The sequence below is a fragment of the Ligilactobacillus agilis DSM 20509 genome (assembly GCF_001436215.1).
Taxonomy (GTDB): Bacteria; Bacillota; Bacilli; order Lactobacillales; family Lactobacillaceae; genus Ligilactobacillus; species Ligilactobacillus agilis.
On sequence record NZ_AYYP01000009.1, the window covers coordinates 1 to 16,898 of the forward strand.

16 protein-coding genes and 1 pseudogene are annotated in these 16,898 nt (G+C 42.9%); 13 read left to right on the forward strand and 4 right to left on the reverse strand.

The genetic code is table 11. From position 1 onward, the window contains the following. From FC14_RS10680 to yjeM, 6 genes and pseudogenes are all read left to right on the forward strand, one after another. Positions 1-253, forward strand: a pseudogene (locus tag FC14_RS10680) (hypothetical protein); the annotation flags it as partial. Continuing rightward, on the forward strand, positions 247-867 hold the full coding sequence (locus tag FC14_RS00725) for a malonate decarboxylase holo-ACP synthase (protein WP_056975745.1): 621 nt from the start codon (positions 247-249) through the stop codon (positions 865-867). The pseudogene FC14_RS10680 and the gene FC14_RS00725, both read left to right, overlap by 7 nt. A gap of 11 nt (positions 868-878) precedes the next feature. After that, positions 879-1,721: a triphosphoribosyl-dephospho-CoA synthase CitG gene (citG, locus tag FC14_RS00730; protein ID WP_056975747.1), complete on the forward strand. Its 843-nt coding sequence runs from the start codon at positions 879-881 to the stop codon at positions 1,719-1,721. Between the two features lie 29 nt (positions 1,722-1,750). Next, positions 1,751-2,596, forward strand: a complete 846-nt coding sequence (locus FC14_RS00735) for a LysR family transcriptional regulator (RefSeq protein ID WP_056975749.1) — start codon at positions 1,751-1,753, stop codon at positions 2,594-2,596. Positions 2,597-2,655: 59 nt separating this feature from the next. Continuing rightward, positions 2,656-3,279, forward strand: coding sequence for an SDR family oxidoreductase (locus FC14_RS00740; RefSeq protein ID WP_056975751.1), 624 nt, complete (start codon positions 2,656-2,658; stop codon positions 3,277-3,279). A gap of 172 nt (positions 3,280-3,451) precedes the next feature. After that, entirely contained in the window at positions 3,452-4,927 is a 1,476-nt protein-coding gene (gene yjeM, locus FC14_RS00745) for a glutamate/gamma-aminobutyrate family transporter YjeM (RefSeq protein WP_056975753.1), read from the forward strand. Between the two features lie 45 nt (positions 4,928-4,972). Here yjeM and FC14_RS00750 read toward each other — a convergent pair whose 3' ends face one another. Continuing rightward, positions 4,973-5,989 carry a glycosyltransferase gene (locus FC14_RS00750; protein ID WP_056975755.1) on the reverse strand — a complete coding sequence of 339 codons (1,017 nt, stop codon included), beginning with the start codon at positions 5,987-5,989 and terminating at the stop codon, positions 4,973-4,975. Positions 5,990-6,112: 123 nt separating this feature from the next. Here FC14_RS00750 and FC14_RS00755 point away from each other — a divergent pair, with 123 nt between their 5' ends. Beyond that, a complete protein-coding gene (locus FC14_RS00755) occupies positions 6,113-7,144 on the forward strand; it encodes an oxidoreductase (protein ID WP_056975757.1) in 1,032 nt (343 codons plus the stop codon). 55 nt (positions 7,145-7,199) lie between these two features. Here FC14_RS00755 and FC14_RS00760 read toward each other — a convergent pair whose 3' ends face one another. Continuing rightward, positions 7,200-7,907: a VIT1/CCC1 transporter family protein gene (locus FC14_RS00760; protein ID WP_056975826.1), complete on the reverse strand. Its 708-nt coding sequence runs from the start codon at positions 7,905-7,907 to the stop codon at positions 7,200-7,202. Between the two features lie 19 nt (positions 7,908-7,926). Beyond that, positions 7,927-8,610 carry a VIT1/CCC1 transporter family protein gene (locus FC14_RS00765; protein ID WP_056975828.1) on the reverse strand — a complete coding sequence of 228 codons (684 nt, stop codon included), beginning with the start codon at positions 8,608-8,610 and terminating at the stop codon, positions 7,927-7,929. A gap of 348 nt (positions 8,611-8,958) precedes the next feature. Here FC14_RS00765 and argC point away from each other — a divergent pair, with 348 nt between their 5' ends. Genes argC through argF form a run of 5 tightly spaced genes read left to right on the forward strand, consistent with a single transcriptional unit; the run spans position 8,959 to position 14,115 of the window. Beyond that, entirely contained in the window at positions 8,959-9,975 is a 1,017-nt protein-coding gene (gene argC / locus FC14_RS00770; protein WP_056975759.1) for an N-acetyl-gamma-glutamyl-phosphate reductase, read from the forward strand. Between the two features lie 14 nt (positions 9,976-9,989). Further along, the gene (gene argJ / locus FC14_RS00775) at positions 9,990-11,180 is read left to right on the forward strand and encodes a bifunctional glutamate N-acetyltransferase/amino-acid acetyltransferase ArgJ (RefSeq protein ID WP_056975761.1); all 1,191 of its coding nucleotides are present in this window, start codon (positions 9,990-9,992) and stop codon (positions 11,178-11,180) included. 11 nt (positions 11,181-11,191) lie between these two features. Next, positions 11,192-11,932 carry an acetylglutamate kinase gene (gene argB, locus FC14_RS00780; protein ID WP_056975764.1) on the forward strand — a complete coding sequence of 247 codons (741 nt, stop codon included), beginning with the start codon at positions 11,192-11,194 and terminating at the stop codon, positions 11,930-11,932. Continuing rightward, entirely contained in the window at positions 11,932-13,089 is a 1,158-nt protein-coding gene (locus tag FC14_RS00785; RefSeq protein ID WP_191979949.1) for an acetylornithine transaminase, read from the forward strand. The genes argB and FC14_RS00785 overlap by 1 nt, the downstream gene beginning before the upstream one ends. A 3-nt stretch (positions 13,090-13,092) precedes the next feature. After that, complete coding sequence (argF, locus tag FC14_RS00790) at positions 13,093-14,115, forward strand: ornithine carbamoyltransferase (protein ID WP_056975768.1); 1,023 nt, start codon at positions 13,093-13,095, stop codon at positions 14,113-14,115. A 43-nt stretch (positions 14,116-14,158) separates the two neighbouring features. Here the strand turns inward: argF and FC14_RS00795 are convergent, their stop codons facing one another. Continuing rightward, complete coding sequence (locus FC14_RS00795; protein WP_056975769.1) at positions 14,159-14,734, reverse strand: sugar O-acetyltransferase; 576 nt, start codon at positions 14,732-14,734, stop codon at positions 14,159-14,161. Positions 14,735-14,819: 85 nt separating this feature from the next. Between FC14_RS00795 and FC14_RS00800 the strand changes: the two genes are divergently transcribed. Continuing rightward, entirely contained in the window at positions 14,820-16,895 is a 2,076-nt protein-coding gene (locus FC14_RS00800; protein ID WP_056975771.1) for a DNA topoisomerase III, read from the forward strand. Positions 16,896-16,898: the final 3 nt, after the last annotated feature.

The window sequence follows — 16,898 nt, forward strand, 5'->3', positions numbered from 1 at the left end:
CTTATATCAAGAGAATAGAGAATTTTTATGCTCTTTTTTGCTTTCAAGTTTCAGATATAAATTAGTAGATAATGTTAAATGCAAGGATGTAAGTCCAGAAAAAATTAAAATAATAAAAGACTTACTAGAACAAGCAATTGCAGAGGCTAAGAGGGATAGCACACTACATTTTCGCTATGAAAATTCAATTGCACAAAAAATGGGACGTAAAGCAACTAATAAAGTCCGTCGATTGGTTAAAGAACAATGGTAACCTATAACATCCACGATTTTGTTTTATTCGATAATAGTACTGCTTTAGAATGTGACGGGCCATTGCCAGCTTGGGTTGAAAAGATAGTCAATAAAAAAGCAGTTGCTGTTATAAGAAGGGGAGAAAGTGAGAATAAAATACCAGTGGGCATTCGGGGAAAGACAAAGGCGCAGAAGTTTGGTACTTTTATTAGGTCACAAAATGTCAAGTGCTTGCTTAAGTCGACAGATGTTTTACAGATGGAATTTCCAAAGAATACCAATACAAGATATTGGCAAATACTGGCACAAGTTAGAGAATATCTAGGTAAGCACGGTTTAAATTGGGGAATTTCAGGTAGTGCTGCTTATGAATTAGTAACCCAAATTCCGACTGTTACAACTAATAGCGATATTGACTTAATAGCACTAAAGCAGGAAAAATTAAGCCGGGTTGCTGCAACATCTTTACTCAGAGATTTGAATTCCTTTGGCATACATGCAGATGTGCAGATTATAAGGGGAACGGCTGGTTTTTCTTTAGAAGAGTATGTACAAAATAGGGGGAGAAAGATATTAATTAAAAGTAATCACGGGCCTTATCTTAGCTTAAATCCATGGGATGAATTTGAATAATAAGGGATTAGATGATGAATAAAGATGAAATATTACTAAATGCTCAAAAAGCACTTTTTTATGAAGTTGCGACGCCAATTAAACCGGGATTGGTAGATCCGGTAACGCATGGTGCACACCAAGATATGGATATTTATACTTTTATTGATTCAAGCCTAGTTTTGAGACCTTATTTCGAAGAATGTTTTGATGTGGGGATTAATTTTTGGGGTAGATTACCTGCTTTATTTGAGGAACTCCGTAGTCGAGGTATTCGCGCAGAAAAAGTGATGTTAACAGAAACGGGTGGGGTTAATACCCACAAGGGAGCGATTTTTTCTTTAGGAATTTTTGTGGCTGCAACTGCTTATTTAAAGCAAACACAAACAGAGTTTTCAATGATAAAGATTCAGAAAATTATCCAACAAATGCTACCTAATTTATTGAAGAATGATTTTCGAAATTTGGCTACTAAAAAGGGGCTAACTGCTGGTGAAAAGCAATATCTAAAGTATGGGCATACAGGAATTAGGGGTGAAGCCATGCAGGGATATCCAACTGTAGCTAAGGGAGTAGCATTTTTAGAAATGACTACTGGCACAAAACAAGAGCGGATTTTAGATACACTAATGTTTTTAGCTAGTAAAGTGGCTGATTCCAACCTAGTAAAACGTGCTGATAACCCACAAATCTTAATTTGGATGCAAAAGCAAAGTGAAATTTATTTTGCTAAAGGCGGTGCTAAAAAAGATGCGGGCAGAAAGTATTTAAAAGATTTAGACCAGCTTTTTAGTGAAAAACAGTATAGTTTAGGGGGAACGGCCGATATTTTGATTGCGACTCTATTTTGTGGTTTAATGATGAGGATTATTTAAAGTGATCAGTATATCTGGGGGAAAAAGATATGAATCTTACTCAATTAAGGTATTTTATTGATACGGTGGAAGCGGGGTCAATGACGCAGGCCGCGCAAAATAATTTTATTAGCCAATCAGCAATCAGTAAGACAATTAAGCAACTTGAAGTTGAATTAGACGTTAAACTTTTTGATAGAAATGGGAAAAAACTGGCGCTTACTAAACAAGGGAAAGTTTTCTATAGCTATGTAGCTGATGGAATAAAATTACTTGATAAAGGTGTATCTATTTTAAAATCAAATAGTGACTATTTAGCAGATAAGCCAATTTCGATTCTTTTTTTGGTGTCGTCACCACTTATTTCACAAATTGTAAACCAGATTAGTCAACGTTTACCTAACGTTCGTTTGAACTTGAGCCAGCACATCCAACCAACAACAGATTTAGAACAATTTGATTTTATTATTTCGACACATAAATATAAGCAACGAACAAATATTCCACTCTTTACAGAAGAGATTTTATTAGGGGGATACAAATTAGCTGGTAATGTTCAATTAGAAGAATTGCAAAGGTTAGATTTAATAGCGTTAGATACTTCCACTCCTTTGCGAAAATATCTAGATGACTTTTTTTACGAAAAGGCAATTCAATTAGATTATCGATATGAAACAGATGATCCAGCAACATTAAGATCCTTAGCGTTACAAGGGGTAGGGGTATGCTTTATTCCTAAGGTTTCATGGAAAGAATTTGCTAAACAAATTCCTACTGCTCATATATTACCAACACCACCAATGCGTACAATTTATCTTAGCCAAAGTAAAGGTAGAGATGATAGTATTTTTAAGCAACTTACTACTGAGTTATTAAGAATCTTTGCGGTGCTTTAAAAGTCATTTTAGCTTACGATATTTAAAGGGTATGGTATTATGGGGGTGAGGTGATTGAAATGGCAGTTTTAGTAGTTGGTAGCACTGGACGTGTTGCTAAAGAAGTGTTAAAGATTTTTTCAGCTGAAAAGACAGAAGTATTAGCAGCAGCTAGAAGACCAGAAGCTGTGGAAAAGCTACCGTATGTGACAGCAGTAGCGTTAGATTTACATGCTCCTGTGGATAAGTTAGCTAAAGAAATTCAAGGTGTGGAGGCAATTATTTTTGCAGCTGGTTCACGTGGCAAAGATTTGTTGCAAACAGATGCCTATGGGGCAGTAAAGTTAATGCAAGCCGCCCAACAAGTAGGAATTAAACGTTTTGTGATGTTGAGTGCCTTATATTCTTTGAAGCCAGAAAAGTGGCCGGAAACCTTAACGGATTATTACATTGCTAAATTCTTTGCTGATAACTATTTAATAAATCAAAACAAATTGGATTATACGATTGTGCAACCTGGTAGCCTAGTAACTACTCCTGGAACTGGGCTAGTTAAAATGGCAGAAGAACCAGGGCAAATTTCAATTGCTGATGTTGCAGCCGTACTAGCGACAGTTGTGAATAAAGTGGCGACATATGGACGTATAATTCCTGTAGTTGCAGGTAATCAACCAATTGCTACGGCATTACAAGAAATAGAATAATAAAAATAGGGACAGGTTGCGTTTTGTCCTTATTTTTATTTGTGAAAGATTATTAATAAATATTCATAATAAAGCTTTAGATATTAATAAAAATTCTTATATTCTCCAAGGAGATTTTAAGATTAGTATGATAAAATGGCTAATGTTATTTTCTCAAAGGAGATTTTTTAATATGGATAAAAATAAAAAGATTGGCCTTTTTAGCTTAATCATGATGATTTTTTCAAGCATTTTTGGTTTTGCTAATATGCCGGTTGCTTTTTTGCAAATGGGATATGCAAGTATTATTTGGTATATTTTTGCAGCCATCTTTTTCTTCTTACCAGTAGCTATGATGCTAGCTGAGTATGGGGCAACCTTCAAGGAAGAAGAAGGCGGAATTTATAGTTGGTTAACCCACACTTTAGGTGAAAAGTGGGCCTTCATTGGGACTTTTATCTGGTTATCCAGTTGGATTATCTGGCTACTTAGTATTTCCTCTAAGGTCTACATTCCCTTTTCAGCCATGCTCTTTGGTAAAGATTTAACTCAAACCTGGGCATTTGGCCCCTTTAACGCTACCCAAGTTATTGGTTTATTGGGAATCTTTTGGATGCTCTTGGTTACTTTTTGTGCTAGCCGGGGTGTGAGTGTGATTTCGAAGGTTTCCAGCATCGGGGGGACCTTTGTCAGTGCCATGGTGGTCGTCTTTTTAGTGGCAACCGGCATCGCCTTTGTTGCTAGTCACGGGCAGATGCAAGAAGCATTGACAGTCCACTCTTTAGTTAAGGCGCCTAACCCAGCCTTCCAAAGTCCGGTGGCAACAATGTCGTTTGTGGTCTATGCCATCTTTGCTTATGCCGGCCTAGAATCACTTGGGGGGATGATCGATAGCATCGACCAACCAGAAAAGACCTTCCCTAAGGGCTTATTAATTTCCTCCCTCTTGATTGCAGCCGCTTATTCCTTGATGATCTTACTTTGGGGGGTAAGTACTAACTGGCAACGTGACTTATCAGGCGATAGCGTCAACCTCGGTAATATCACCTACGTAATGATGCAACATTTAGGTGTTTACCTGGGACAAACTTTAGGCTTGAAGGCAAGAACCTCAGCTTTGATTGGAAATATCTTCATTCGGTTCGTCGGACTCGGGATGTTCTTAGCTTACGTTGGCTCCTTCTTTATTTTGATTTACTCACCAATTAAGTCATTTATCTTAGGATCCAAGCATTTGTGGCCAGAAAAGATGACTAAGCTAAACAAGCACGGGATTCCGGAATTTGCCATGTGGATGCAAGCCTTACTGGTATGTATTTTAATCTTCCTCATCTCCTTTGGGGGTGGGCAAGCCAAGACTTTCTATACCATCCTAACTGACATGTCCAACGTTTCAACTTCATTTCCATACCTGTTTTTAGTGAGGGCCTTTCCAATCTTTAAGAAGAAGGCCTTCGACCAACCGTTTGAAGTTTATAAAAAGCATGGTTGGACCCAAGTGATTACGTTGATTTCCTTCTTAATCATTTTATTTGGAATCATCTTTACTTGTGTGCAACCATTCCTTGATGGGGATTACGTCACTGGTTTTTGGACCATTATCGGCCCAATCTTCTTTGGTGGGTTAGCCTGGTTAATTTACCGGCAAGCAGAAAAGAAAACTAAATAAAAACTAAGCCCCGCCTGGCTCTTAGTAGTTAGGCGGGGTTTTAGTCTAGAGTTTTAACTGCTTTAGGGCTCGCTTAATGTAGTAGCCTTGGCGCATCTTATTAGCAACGGCGGCTACGTTTTGGCGAATTAAAGCATAGTCAGCGGGGGTTAAGCGGTCCAACAGGTCGTCTAAGTCATTGAGGTCAGCAATTGTTAAACCAACATGGTGTTTTTCAACAAAATCTGCTAGGGCCGCCTCCTTCCAAATAATAACAGGCAGTCCAGAGCTAAGATAAAGCGAGACTTTGTGGGGGTTATTGTACTTCATGTATTCTCCAAAAGTGCCGGTACATGAACTTAGAGAATCGCCATCCCAAACCAAGCCAAATGACTGCTGCAAAAACTTAGGTAGTTCCTCGGGCGTTTTTTGTCCTTGGTAGGCGATGTTTTGCGGGTAGTTGTTACTTGGATTGGGTCCAAATAAAATCAGCTGGTGCTTGGTTAAGTTTAATTTGGTAAGAAAGTCGGCCTTAGCCAGATTACCCGCAAAGCAAACGCTGGCATCATAGTAATCAGTAGTCAGTAGTGGCTGCGGGTTATCATAGTCAAAAATCTCAAGGTCGATTAGTTTGCTAGTACAGCCATTAGCTTGCAGCCAGGCAATCATCTTGTGGTTATGGACGATTAGGCCGTCAGCCTGGTTAAGGAAGTTAATTTCGCTTTGGACATAGTTAGGCTTATCTTTGAACAGCCTAAGCGACTCTAGGTCATGAATCACCAGGTAAAGTTTAGCCTGGGTGTATTTTTTTAAGTTAGTTAATATGACGTCTAACAAGTAGGTGGAATACAAGGGGTATTGTAAAACCAGGTTGTCAATGTCGGGGTGGTTTTTAAAGAAAGCTGGCACCTTAACGTGGGCTAAATAGAGCTTTTGTAAGCGCGACTTCCAGCCTTTTTTTAGATCATATTTTAGGGTAACAGAGTGAAATTTACCGGCGAGAAAATGTTCGATATCCCGCTTGGCTTTTGGACCGGCATCATTTTTATTTTTATCAGTAATGGAAATTAAGTAATTATTCATTAAAAAAACCTCTCGTAAAAGTTAATTACATTATAGCATTTTTGAAGCAAGGGAAAATATTTGTCATTAATTGCGAATAAGTTTACAATTAGTAAGTAAAATTATTAATGCGAGGTGAAGTTAATGTCAGAACTATTGAAACCGGCCCAAGTGGCGGGCTTAGACCTTAAAAATCGAGTGGTAATGTCGCCAATGTGTATGTACGAAGTGGCTAAAGAAGATGGAATTGCCACTGACTTTCATTTTGCCCATTATGGGGCGCGTGCGCTTGGCGGGGTCAGTTTAATTATTACTGAGTCGACGGCGGTTTTGCCAGATGGACGAATTACTAAAAATGACTTAGGTTTGTGGAACAATCAGCAAGCAGAAAAATTCAGTCAGTTAGTCAGCTACTTGCACGGATTAGGAACTAAGGTGGGGGTCCAATTAAACCACGCCGGCCGCAAAGCAGAGGACGCTAAGCTTAAGTGGGCCCCTAGTGCCATAGCTTACAATGATACCTACGGGCAGCCTAAGGAGATGAGCTTAGCAGAAATCGCTGAGGTCAAGGAAGCCTTTGTCGCTGCTGCTAAGCGGGCCCAGGCAGCCGGGGTTGATGTGATTGAAATTCACGGGGCCCATGGCTACTTATTAAATCAGTTCCTCTCACCTAAAACAAACCAGAGAAACGATGAATACGGTGGGACTTTGGCCAAGCGTTATCGCCTGGTCGACGAAATTGTCCGGGCTGTCCGGGCGGAATTTACCGGCTCATTATGGTTAAGAATTTCGGCAACTGATTATGCGCCGGGAGCAGAGAATACCATGGCCGATTGGAAACAAGTGGCGGGCTGGTTGCAAGCAGCCGGGCTTGACTGTTTGGATGTCTCAACTGGGGGCCTGTTGGATGTTAAACCTAACATTCCGCTCTATGACGGTTACCAAGTACAGTTTGCCAGTGCTTTGAAGGCTGCTAGTGATTTATCCGTGGCAGCGGTAGGTTTGTTGGATAACCCCGGCTTATGTGAATACCTGGTTCAGACTAAACAAGTCGACCTCATTTTACAGGCGCGGGCCTTGTTACGAAATCCTAACTGGGTGATGAAAGCGGCAACGGCTTTACATGATCATGACTACCAAGCCTATAACGCTTCTTATGAACGGGCACGACTTTAAATTAAAAAAATAAAGGGCCTATGTTAACCAAACTGGTTAGTATAAGCCTTTTATTTTAGAGTAAAATCCCTAAACTATAGTGGATAATCATGGTAATGATTCCCACCAGTAGGTTTCTAATGATAGCAATTTTGACGAGGCCGTCACCTAGCTTGGCGCTAAGAAAACCGGTTAAAGAAACGGAAATGCAGACGGCTAAAATAGTAGCGGGCCACATATAAGCCGCGGGGCTAAGACTCATAGCGGCTAAAGGCAAAATCCCTCCGAGGCTGGCAGAAATCAGAGAAGAAAAGGCAGCGGACCAAGGTGACTGATAATCATCTAATTTTAAGTCGTATTTCACTTCTAAAACGGTAGCAAGTGGTTTTTTGGCCAGTAAGTCCTGGGCGATCTCTTGGGCGGTTTGAACGCTAACCCCTTGGGAAACATAGTAGTCTTGAACTACCTTTAACTCAGAAGCAAAATCATTTTTTAGCAAGGCTTGCTCTGCCTTGACGGTTTCAACCTCCGTATCTTTTTGGGTGCTAACAGAGGCGTATTCACCAGAAGCCATGGAAAAAGCACAGGCAACTAGGTCGGCTAAACCGGCGATAAAAATCGTGAAGCGGTTAGGGGTAGCGACGGCGACACTAAAGAGGACGCCGACTACCGTTAAAATTCCGTCATTAGAGCCCAAAACGCCGGCCCGGAGAACGTTTAATTTTTCATTGACCGAAGCTTTGGACTTCTTCTTAGTAAAGTTAGGTAAGCTGAGACTTTTCATCATTTAAACCAGGTCCTTTCTAGTAATTTCCAATCAAGTAACCAATCCCGAAGGTGACCAGCATAGTGATGCAACCGGAGATAACATTTCGTAAAACCCCGTGGAACCGGTCGGCCTTACTTAAGAGAGTGGCTAGATAACCCGTGCAGGCCAAGGCGATAATCACCGCTAAGAAGGTAGCAGGGACCTTAATTTGTTCTGGAAATAGGGTAATGGCGGCTAAAGGCAAAATCGACCCGGTTGGGAAAGAAATCATCGAAGCTAAGGCTGCCTCATAGGGTGAGGTAAACTCTTGCGGGTTAAAACCAAAGCGTTCACGGACGGTAGTTGTTAAAGGGTCTTTAGACATCATTTCTTCAGTAGCCCTTTTGGCTAACCGTGGTGCAATTCCATGAGCTAGGTATTTTTGCAAAACAAAGTCATATTCGTGGTCATAATTAGTTGCTAAGGCAGCTTGTTGTTGAATAATTGCTTTTTTTTGAAAATCTTTTTGACTGTTAACGGAAACATATTCCCCCATCGCCATGGAAACCGTCCCGGCTAGCATCCCGGCAATCCCGGAAATGAAAATTGCGAAGTTGCTGGTGGAAGCCCCGGCGACACCAATAACGATTCCGGCGACGGATAAGATGCCGTCGTTGGCCCCCATAACGGCGGCCCGCATGACGTTAACTTTCTGTGCTAAACTCATCTTTTTCAATATCTTCACCTTCTATTTATAATTTTTCTAATCAAATAAATATTATAGCTTATTTAGAGTGGTGTCAAGGATAAATCTTGTTAAATCAGAGTTATTCGTTAATGTTTATAATCTTTCTAAGTTATAACCGCCTATCTCTAGTATAGCACTAAATTTAAGAAAAGTTATTTCAATTCAAAAAGTTAATATTCACATTATAAGTGAATATATCCGTTAAAAATGAATAAAAATTGTTTATTTGTAACATTATTGAATAAAAATTTAAAAAAGACTTGAATTTTTAGTTGCGGGGGTATATAGTTATGAACATAATTTAATTTTTATTCAATTATAGTGAATGGAGTGACTGGAATGAATGCAGCTATTTTAGGTGTTAGCGGTTATAGCGGTAGTGCTTTATACAAATTATTGAAAGAACATCCAAAGGTTGATAAGGTGAATCTTTATAGCCGTAAGCCACGACGCTCTCTAGCTGAAGCGGTCACGGCCTTTAAAAATCAACCTGAATATTTGCAGGAATATGACCCGCAAGCAATTATGGCGGAAAATGATGTTTTATTTTTAGCCACGCCGGCGGGAGTCAGTAGCCAGTTGGCGTCAGTCTTTATGGAAGCTAAGTTTCCCGTGATTGATTTATCTGGGGATTTGCGCTTGAAAAAGGCGGCTAGTTATGAAAAGTGGTATCAAAAACCGGCGGCTGCTACCAAGCTCTTAGCGCAGGCCACCTATGGTTTGGCCGAGTTTGAACCGGTGGGAACTTATATTGCTAACCCGGGTTGTTATGCGACGGCAACCCTCTTAGCCTTAGCTCCCTTGGTGAAAGAAGATTTGCTTCAGCTGGATTCAATCATCGTGGACGCTAAGTCGGGCTTAGCTGGTGCGGGGAAGAAATTAACTGAAACTAGCCACTATGCTTACATCAACGAAAATGCTCAGGCTTACAAGGTTAACTGTCACCAACATATTCCTGAAATAGTGCAAGAGTTACAAACATGGAATGACAAGTTAGAAGCAATCCAATTTACGACGACCTTAATCCCCATCACACGCGGAATTATGGTTAGTGCCTACGCTAAGGTGAAACCAGGCTTTGCGCAAGCTGACTTGGAGGCGGTGTTTACCAAGTATTATCACGACAAGAAGTGGGTACGTTTTAGCGGGAGTGACCTACCAGCGATTAGGGATGTAATTCAGTCTAACTACTGTGACATTGGTTTAAGTTATAATCCGGTGACTAACACGGTGTTAGTGGTAAGCGTGATTGATAATTTATTGAAAGGCGCCAGCGGGCAGGCGGTACAAAACTTTAACAAGTTATTCGGTTTTGAAGAAACGTTAGGGTTACCAGCTATTCCTGCTTGGCCATAGGGAGGATTTTGAAGATGAAAGAGATTGAATTTACTTGGCCTAAGGGTTTTTATGCAGACGGACTTCACAGTGGACTCAGAAAGAAAAAGTTAGATTTGGGTTGGCTTTGCTCACAAGTGCCAGCCAGTGCGGCCGGGGTGTATACAACTAATCAATTCTGTGCTGCACCAACGGCCTTAACTAAGCAAACGATTGAACAAGGCCACCAGCTTCAAGCACTAGTTGTCAATAGTGCCGTGGCTAACTCCTTTACGGGGGCCCAGGGTGAAGTGGACGCCCAAACGGAACAAGAGCTAGTTGCCGCTAAACTGGGGATAAGTCCTAAGTTAGTGGGGGTTGCTTCGACCGGAGTAATCGGCGAATTTTTACCGATGGCTAAGTTAAAGGCGGGGATTAACGCCTTGAAATTGACAGCTAACCACAAGATTACGGAAGCAATCCTAACCACCGATACCCACCCCAAAACAATTAGCTTTGAATTCGAACAAGCCGGCCAAAAGTGTGTTATGACTGGTTTTTGCAAGGGGTCGGGGATGATTCACCCTAAGATGGCCACTATGCTAGGTTTTGTGGTGACCGACGCTAAGGTAGACGGCAAGTTGTTGCAAGAATTACTCAGCGACCAGGTAGCAACTAGCTTTAATCAAATTACGGTCGACGGCGATACTTCCACGAACGATATGGTGGTAACGATGGCTAATGGATTAGCAGTTGCTGACTCCGAGAGCTTAACTAAGGATAGTCAGGATTACCAAGAATTTAAGCAAGTCTTCCAGGCCGTGTTAGAGTACCTAGCCAAGGAAATTGCCCGTGATGGTGAGGGGGCAAGTAAGCTGGTAGAGGTGTTGGTTAAAGGGGCAGCGAGTAAAAGGGATGCCAATGTGGCTGCCAAAGCCGTTGTTGGATCTAACCTAGTTAAGGCGGCCTTATTTGGCCAAGATGTCAACTGGGGCCGGATCATTAGTGCCCTTGGTCAGACTGACGTTAGCATCGCCGTAACTAAGCTGGATTTAGCCATCAACCAGGTGGCAATTTTAAAGGCGAGCCAAAAACAGGCTTACGATGAAGAAGGTCTTCAAGCCAGTTTAGGCCAAGATCAGATTTTAATTGAAGTCGATTTACATACAGGGCAAGCTTGCGGGCGCGCCTGGGGCTGTGACTTAACCTATAAGTACGTGCAAATTAACGCATCCTATCGGAGTTAGGGGGGAATTAAATGAAAGATTTAATTGTAATCAAAGTCGGGGGCAACGCCTTGGACCAGTTGACTAGCGAATTTTTTGAGCAGTTAGCAGCTTGGCGCCAAGCGGGGAAACAGATTTTGTTGGTTCATGGGGGTGGGCCGATGATTTCCAAGTTGTGCCAAAAGTTAAACGTTCCTGTTACAAAGACGGACGGAGTTAGGGTAACCGATGAACAAACGCTAGCGCTCACTAAGTTGGTCTTATTGGGGCAGACCCAGCCGCTATTATTACAGAAGTTAAGTGACCACCACCTTAACGTGCAGGGCCTAAATGCAGCTAGTAATTACCTGTTAAAGGGGCGTTACCTAGATAAGGCCAAATATGGTCAGGTGGGAGCTATTACTTACGTTAACCAGGCAGCATTAATGGCAGAATTAAAGACTAAAATTGGCGTGCTAGCCCCCTTAGCTTTAACGGAGAGCGGGGAGTGGTTAAATGTTAACGCTGATCAGGCCGCGTTAGCAGTGGCAAGTAAGCTCAAGGCAGAGAAATTATATTTGCTAACGGATGTAGCGGGCGTACTAGCAAACGGTAAGTTAGTAGCCAAGCTAAGTGAAAGTAGGGCGGCCAAGTTAGCCCAGGAAGGAATTATTACCAGCGGGATGTTTCCTAAGGTCAAGGCCGCGTTGACGGCCCAGCGCAGTGGTATTAGTCAAGTTTTTATTACCAATAGTTTAGCAAAACAAGGCACCCAAATTGAAAGCGAGGAATGATAATAATGGACTATGTATTTCCAACCTACAAGAGATTTCCCTTTGAAATCGTAGCAGGAAGCGATTGGGAACTAACGGATGATCAAGGCAAACAGTACCTAGATTTAACCAGCGGCATTGGGGTTTGCAACCTAGGTTATAACCAACCTAAGTTGAATCAAGCTGTCGCAGAGCAGTTGACTAAGGTTTGGCATACGTCGAATTTGTATGAGAGTAGTCTGCAAGACCAAGTCGCCCAGGGAATTGTTAACGGGGAAGATTACCTGGTAAGTTTTTGTAATTCGGGGACGGAGGCTAACGAAGCAGCCTTGAAGTTAGCTAGAAAGGCAACCGGCAGAGAAAAGATTTTAGCCTTCAACCATTCCTTTCATGGCCGGACTTACGGTTCGTTGTCAGTAACGGGTAATGACCAAATCAAAGTTGGCTTTACCCCAATGTTAGCGGGGGTGAGTTTTGCTGAGTATAACGACGACCAAGCTTTAGAGCAGGTTAGTTCCGACTTAGCGGCGGTTATTGTAGAGGTCGTCCAAGGTGAAGGGGGCGTTTATGCGGCTGACGCTAGTTGGTTAAAGACACTAGCGGCTAAGTGTCAGCAAGTTGGCGCCTTACTAATCATAGACGAGGTTCAAACTGGGATGGGCCGGACGGGCAAGCTGTATGCCTTTGAAAACTATGGTTTAAAGCCAGACATCTTTACTTTAGCTAAGGGGTTAGCCAACGGAATTCCAGTGGGGGCAATGGTTGGTAAAAAGTCCTTAGGCAAGTATTTTGGCCCTGGTAGTCACGGGTCGACCTTTGCCGGCAACCCACTAGCGATGGCAGCTGCCAAGGAAGTTTTAGCAACGATGGATTCAGAGTTTTTGGAAGCAGTGGCAGCTAAGGCAGAGTTTGCTTGGCATTACTTGGAAGACTTAACGGCTTTAGAGTGTGTTACCGGTGTAACTGGGTTGGGATTAATGATAGGAATTCACTTAAGTTCAGAAGTTAAGGTGGCAGCAGTGATTGAAAAACTACAGGCAGCCGGGGTTTTGACCTTAGCAGCCCGGGACAATACTTTGCGCCTGTTGCCTCCGTTGACAATGCCAGCCTCAGAGTTACTGGCAGGAATTGAAGAAATCAAGGCGGTCTTAGCAGAAGATATCTTAGTGGGGGTGTAGTTGATGGAAAATCATTTTTACGGTAAATCCTGGTTAAAAGAGCTGGATTACAGCGCCAAGGAGTTGAATTTTTTAATTGACTTTAGCTTGCATTTAAAGGACTTGAAGAAAAAGCATATTCCGCATCAATATTTGGCAGGTAAAAATATTGCCTTGCTCTTTGAAAAAACCTCGACGAGAACGCGGTCTGCTTTTACCGTGGCGGCTAATGACCTGGGAGCACACCCTGAATTTTTAGGTCAAAACGACATTCAGTTAGGTAATAAGGAATCACTGGCTGATACGGCTAAAATTTTAGGCTCGATGTTTGATGGAATTGAATTTCGGGGCTTTAAGCAAGACAGCGTTGAACAGCTAGCCAAGTACAGCGGCGTGCCAGTTTGGAATGGGTTAACCGATGAATGGCACCCTACCCAGATGATTGCTGACTTTATGACCCTGAAAGAAGAGTTTGGAAGTTTAGCTAACTTAACCCTCTGCTATGTTGGGGATGGACGCAACAATATGGCCCATAGTCTGTTAGTGACGGCCGCCATTTTAGGGGTTAATTTTCACCTAGCGGCTCCTAAAGACCTGCAACCCAAAGCTGAGGTGTTGGCAATAGCGCAAGAGTTAGCGGCTGAATCAGAGGCTGAGTTGCTAATAACCACTGACCCTAAGCAGGCCGTTAACGGGGCAGATGCTATTTACACCGACATTTGGATTTCAATGGGGGAAAAGGTGGATATTCATAAACGAATTGAGGCCTTATTGCCATACCAGGTGAACCAAGCCTTGTTAGCGCAAACGGGTAAGAAAGAAACGATTATCATGCACTGCCTGCCGGCCTTTCACGATCAAGAAACAACCTTAGGCAAGGAGCTCGCAGCAGAATATGGACTCAGTGAGTTAGAAATCACCGATGAGGTTTTTTTAGGGCCAAATTCACGGGTCTTTGTTGAAGGTGAAAATAGACTCCATTCTATTAAAGCCATTATGGCTGCCACTTTGGGCGAAATCTTTATTCCAGAAGAATATTTTAATTAAAAGATGCCACTTGCGAAGTTTTAGTTTGCAAGTGGCATTTATTTTAGTGGTTTTTTAGGGGGCGAATAACTTTAGCGGGGTTGCCGGCCGCAATCACGTTGGCGGGGATATTTTGGGTCACTACGCTCCCAGCGCCGATAATCGCATTTTGGCCGATGGTAACGCCCCCGACGATGTTAACGCCGGCGCCAATCCAGACCCCATCTTCAATCACAACGGGGCGGGCATAGATTTGGTGGTGGGCCCTAGCGACTGGATCTTCGACGTGGTTAACCGTGTAGATGCCGACCTTAGGGGCGATGTTGACGTCGTTACCGATGGTAATGGGGGCACAGTCCATCAAGACCACGTCGTGGTTAGCGAAGAAATTATCGCCGATGCTTAAGTTAAAGCCAAACTCGCAGTAAAAGTTAGGTTCGATATAAGGAGCGGAACCTAACTGCTTAAACAGGGGCCTAAGCAGTTGGTAGTCGTAGTCGTTTTGGTGATAAACCTTATTATTGTACGCCCGCACGGTTTTTAAGGCGTGATTCCTAGCAGCAACCACCTTAGGGTCAAGGTCATTATAAACCTGCCCATCCTTGGTCAAATTTTGAACGTAGTTAATATCAACAGTCATAAAAAAACCTCCTGAGCCTAGTTTACTACTACAAGCAACTTTTGTGTTAAAATTTAGGGTATAAGAAAAAGGAAGGAACGTTGATGTGAAACAATTAATTTTAGCAGAAAAGCCGAGTGTAGCTCGAGATTTAGCCCAAATCTTAGGTGCCAATCAGAAAAATAAGCATTACTTTGAAGGGCCTAAAGTGGTGGTAACCTGGGCGCTAGGACACCTAATGACCCTTAAGATGCCTGAAGATTTAGATAAGAAGTGGCAAAAGTGGGAGTTGGAAACCCTACCAATGATTCCTAAGTACATTGGCACTAAGCCCCTACCTAAGACCCGGCCCCAACTAAAGGCAATCGGCCAGTTAGTTAAAAGAAAGGATATCGCAGAAGCGGTCATTGCTACCGACGCTGGTCGGGAAGGGGAGTTAGTTGCTCGCTGGATTTTAGAGTATGTTCGCTTCAACAAGCCGGTTAAACGGCTGTGGATTTCCTCGCAAACAACCAAGGCAGTCAAGGAAGGGTTTGCCAACCTTAAGCCGGCTAAGCAGTACGATAACCTTTACTATTCAGCCCTAGCCCGGGCTAAGGCCGATTGGTTAGTCGGGTTAAACGTAACCCGGGCGCTAACAGTGAAATATCAAGATAATTTATCCGCTGGCCGGGTACAGACTCCTACTCTAGCTTTAGTCGGAAAAAAAGAAGCCGCCATTAGTAGCTTTGTTCCCCAAAAGTACTACCAAGTTAGTTTGGAGCTTAATGGAATCAAGGCCAAGCTGGTTCAAAAAAATCCCCAGGCACTAAAGACTAGCGAACAAGCCCAAGAACTAGTCGCTAAGTTAAGGAAAACGCCTGGCAAAGTCAGTGAAATTAAGACTAAAGTCAAAGTTGAACCGGCTCCATTACCTTACGATTTAACCGAATTGCAACGGGAGGCTAATAGTCGCTACGGTTATTCGGCTAAGAAGACCCTAAGCTTAGTGCAAAGTCTATACGAAACCCACAAGGTGGTGTCTTACCCCCGGACCGATAGTAAGTATCTGAGTTCTGACATCAAAGCTAGCCTAAAGGAACGCTTGCAAGCGGTCAGCGAAATGTTTCCTGAAGCTAAAGACTATGCCAAAGGCCAAGTTAAGGTTGTACAAGGTAAAGTCTTTAACGATAGTAAGGTAACAGATCACTACGCTTTAATTCCAACCGAGCAACGGCCTAACTACGCTAAGTTTTCTAACGATGAACACCGGATTTACGGCTTAATCGTTGAAAGGTTCTTAGGATTATTTGCCCCGGCCCACAAGGTTGAACAAGCAAAAATTACCGTTAAATTCGGGCAGGCCTTGTTTAATTTTAAAGAAGAGCGGGTAATTGAAGCGGGCTGGAAGAAGCAAGGGCAAACTAAGCAAGTAACCACTAACCTCAAAGCAGGGCAGGCAGTTGCCCCTAATTTTAAGGTGGAAGCAGCCCTTACGACCCCGCCAAGTCCTTTAACCGAAGGGACCTTGTTAGCCCAAATGGAAAAATATGGTCTTGGCACTCCGGCAACGCGAGCTGAGATTATCGAAAAGCTAGTCAAGACTGAACTGATGGAACGGACTGGTAATCACCTGCGGGTAACCCCTAAGGGCAAGCAGCTCTTAAAACTAGTTAACCCAGAGCTAGTCAGCCCTGAATTGACCGCTAAGTGGGAAAGTCAGCTAGAAGCGATTGCCAAGGGCAAGTATGCAAGTAAGCAGTTCTTAAAGGAAATCGAAGCCGACACCAAACGTTTAGTGTCAGAGGTCAAAAACAGTCAGGCTAAGTACCAAGACTTCAGCCTCACCCAAAAGAAGTGTCCTGAGTGCGGTAGCTTCTTGCGGGAACGCAATGGTCGGGATGGTAAAGTATTAATTTGCACCAACCCTGAGTGTTCGTACCGGCGTCGGGCCGAAGCCAAAGTATCTAACCACCGCTGCCCACAATGCCACCGTAAAATGTTAATTGTCGCCGGAAAAAACGGCGACTACTTCCGTTGTAAATACGATGGTACCACCGAAAAAATGGGTGGTGGTAAGCGTGGTTCTAAGAAAATGACCAAGCGCGAAGAGCGCCGCTTGCTCCAAAAGGTCAACCAAAAAGACGAAGACCAAGAAAGTGCCTTAGCCCAAGCGCTTAAAGCCGCCTTAGGGCAAGAATAACAA

Coding starts and splice junctions, on each gene's coding strand:
- FC14_RS00725 (WP_056975745.1), top strand. CDS start 247: ATGGTAACCTATAACATCCACGATTTTGTTTTATTCGATAATAGTACT.
- citG (WP_056975747.1), top strand. CDS start 879: ATGATGAATAAAGATGAAATATTACTAAATGCTCAAAAAGCACTTTTT.
- FC14_RS00735 (WP_056975749.1), top strand. CDS start 1,751: ATGAATCTTACTCAATTAAGGTATTTTATTGATACGGTGGAAGCGGGG.
- FC14_RS00740 (WP_056975751.1), top strand. CDS start 2,656: ATGGCAGTTTTAGTAGTTGGTAGCACTGGACGTGTTGCTAAAGAAGTG.
- yjeM (WP_056975753.1), top strand. CDS start 3,452: ATGGATAAAAATAAAAAGATTGGCCTTTTTAGCTTAATCATGATGATT.
- FC14_RS00750 (WP_056975755.1), bottom strand. CDS start 5,989: ATGAATAATTACTTAATTTCCATTACTGATAAAAATAAAAATGATGCC.
- FC14_RS00755 (WP_056975757.1), top strand. CDS start 6,113: ATGTCAGAACTATTGAAACCGGCCCAAGTGGCGGGCTTAGACCTTAAA.
- FC14_RS00760 (WP_056975826.1), bottom strand. CDS start 7,907: ATGAAAAGTCTCAGCTTACCTAACTTTACTAAGAAGAAGTCCAAAGCT.
- argC (WP_056975759.1), top strand. CDS start 8,959: ATGAATGCAGCTATTTTAGGTGTTAGCGGTTATAGCGGTAGTGCTTTA.
- argJ (WP_056975761.1), top strand. CDS start 9,990: ATGAAAGAGATTGAATTTACTTGGCCTAAGGGTTTTTATGCAGACGGA.
- argB (WP_056975764.1), top strand. CDS start 11,192: ATGAAAGATTTAATTGTAATCAAAGTCGGGGGCAACGCCTTGGACCAG.
- argF (WP_056975768.1), top strand. CDS start 13,093: ATGGAAAATCATTTTTACGGTAAATCCTGGTTAAAAGAGCTGGATTAC.
- FC14_RS00795 (WP_056975769.1), bottom strand. CDS start 14,734: ATGACTGTTGATATTAACTACGTTCAAAATTTGACCAAGGATGGGCAG.